The organism is Affinirhizobium lemnae (assembly GCF_022968395.1).
In the GTDB taxonomy this organism is placed as follows: Bacteria; Pseudomonadota; Alphaproteobacteria; order Rhizobiales; family Rhizobiaceae; genus Neorhizobium; species Neorhizobium lemnae.
Map to the genome: position 1 here is coordinate 1 of NZ_JALJQZ010000106.1, position 2,397 is coordinate 2,397.

Here is a 2,397-nt window from a genome sequence, read left to right on the forward strand (position 1 = left end):
CTCCGCAACTTTCGGAGCGCCAAATTCCATGCCTATGGTCAACATACGGTTAAGCCTGAAAATTTGCGACAAGCCCCAAATACGGCTTCGGATGGATCGATGAACTTTCCCTGTTCGATCCTGTCGAGCAGCCATAGAGCGAGGGTAGGGGGAAGATAGGCCTCGAATTTCAGGCCACCCTTTGCGGTCTGATCCCGTAGTTGTCTTGCCTTCTCGACGGCATGAGCCTTGTCGAGCGGATTTGGCCATTCTGGTGTTTCGTTCATCGGGCCTTCCTCAATGTGCTGTTGGTTTCGGCAGAGGCAGCATTTTCACTGCATTCCTTATGATCTTGCCCAGCTTTCGCCATTCAGGCAGATTCTGTTCGTTTACACGGCCCCTGAACATCAGGGGCACCTACCGTATATCTGTGCCCCTTTAATGTTCATGGCACCTTTATGATGAGAGCGGGCCGGTCGAGGGCTACTGTCGAAGGAACACGACATGACCAGAGGATTGGAAAGGGCGCTCGCTGCCGTCCGTCACGACAACAAGGGGTCGGTTCAGGCTGGGGGCGGAATCGTACGTTAGCGCGTGTTCCTACGGTTTCGGCCATCGATATTCGCCGGTGAGCAGAATGTGGGCCCATCCGAGTGGGGAGATATGAGCGAGAAGCTCTGGCGGCACATCGAGTCCAGCCTTCTGGCGTTTGGCAACGGCATGGCCGAGATGGACGCTATTCCAATAGATCACGATGGCGGCGAGCAGATTGAGACCGGCCATGCGATAGTGCTGCCCTTCCGTGGTCCGGTCGCGGATTTCGCCCTGTCGCCCGATGCGCAGGGCATTCTTGAGGGCATGGTGCGCCTCGCCCTTGTTGAGGCCGATGCGGGCGCGGCGTTGCATATCGACATCGAGGACCCAATCGATGAGAAAGAGCGTGCGCTCGATCCGGCCGACTTCCCGCAAGGCCACTGCCAGATCATGCTGGCGCGGATAAGAAGCGAATTTGCGCAGCAACTGGCTTGGCGGCATGATGCCTGCGACCATGGTGGCGGCGCTGCGCAGGATATCGGGCCAATTCTGGACAACGGTCTCCTCGCGGATTTTGCCGCCGACCAGACCGCGCAGTTCCTGCGGTGTGCCGGCTGGATTGAATACATAGAGGCGCTTGGATGGCAGGTCGCGGATATGGGGAATGAACCGGTATCCCAGGATCGAGGAAGCAGCGAAGACATGATCGGTGAAGCCACCGGTATCGGCATATTGCTCACGAACGCGTTGCCCGGTTTCGTTCATGAGCAGACCGTCAAGAATATAGGGCGCCTCGCTGACTGTCGCGGGAATGAGCTGAGTAGCGAAGGGAGCATACTGGTCGGACAGGTGCGTGTAGGCTTTCAGGCCCGGCTCGCTGCCATATTTGGCGTTAATCAGGTTCATGGCCTCACCCTGCCGGGCGGCCGGAAAGAACTGGCCGTCACTGGAGGCGGTTTCTCCCAGCCCCCAGAATTGGGACATGGGCAACCGTCCCTGGGCCGCGACGACCATGGCCAGGGCATGATTGATGGCGTCGCTTTCGACGTGCCATCGCGACAGGCGCGACAATTGCCAGTAATCATGGGTATTCGAGGCTTCCGCCATCTTTCTCAGCCCGAGATTGAGGCCTTCGGCGAGCAGCACGTTCAAAAGGCCGATCTTGTCCTTGCAGGGAGCACCGGTGCGCAAATGGGTGAAGGCGTCGGCAAAGCCGGTTGCCGCCTCGACCTCGAGGAGGATGTCGGTGATCCGCACTTCGGGTAGGCGCCGGTAGAGATCGAGGATGAGTTCGTCGGCATCTTCGGGCACCGCTGCGGTCAAACGCTCGATCCGTAAGGTGCCGTCTTCGATACTACCCTTCGAGATGGTGCCGGTGCGGACGGCCTTGGCGAGCCGCTTCAGTCCCTCAGTCATGCGAGCTTTCCGGTCGGCGAGCCAGGCTTCAGGTTCGAAGGGAACGGTCAATCGGGCCGTGGCCCTGGCGGCGGCCATGGGCACCAGCGTCTCCCTCAGATCGGCGTAGCGGCGGGAAGCGCCGAGCCAGATATCGGCAGAACGAAATGCATCCCGCAGGTGAAACAGCACTGCCACTTCCCACAGCCGGCGGTCATTCGACCCCATTTTGAGATGACGGCTCCATTTGGACGATGGTCGCAGAAAGCCCGTGGGCAGCGAAGGGCAGTCCCGTCCATCCCGGATCAAGGCAACCGCCATCATGAGAGGCGTGGCCACAGGAGTGGCCCGAATCTCAAGGCAACGCAGCATGCGCGGCACATAACGGCGGAACCGATTATACCCCTGCACGGGGCTTGTCGCAAACATATTCGGAGCTCGCGCTTATCCCCTAAGCATCCTCATTTTCATGCTTTGTTAAACTTTTTG

At 59.2% G+C, this 2,397-nt stretch carries 1 protein-coding gene and 1 pseudogene; both read right to left on the minus strand.

The window, feature by feature from the left end:
- Positions 1–38 precede the first annotated feature (38 nt).
- Positions 39–266, minus strand: a complete 228-nt coding sequence (locus tag MUU53_RS23115) for a hypothetical protein (RefSeq protein WP_247262939.1) — start codon at positions 264–266, stop codon at positions 39–41.
- 313 nt (positions 267–579) lie between these two features.
- Positions 580–2,319: pseudogene (locus MUU53_RS23120) on the minus strand (Tn3 family transposase); the annotation flags it as partial.
- Positions 2,320–2,397 lie beyond the last annotated feature (78 nt).

Coding starts and splice junctions, on each gene's coding strand:
- MUU53_RS23115 (WP_247262939.1), bottom strand. CDS start 266: ATGAACGAAACACCAGAATGGCCAAATCCGCTCGACAAGGCTCATGCC.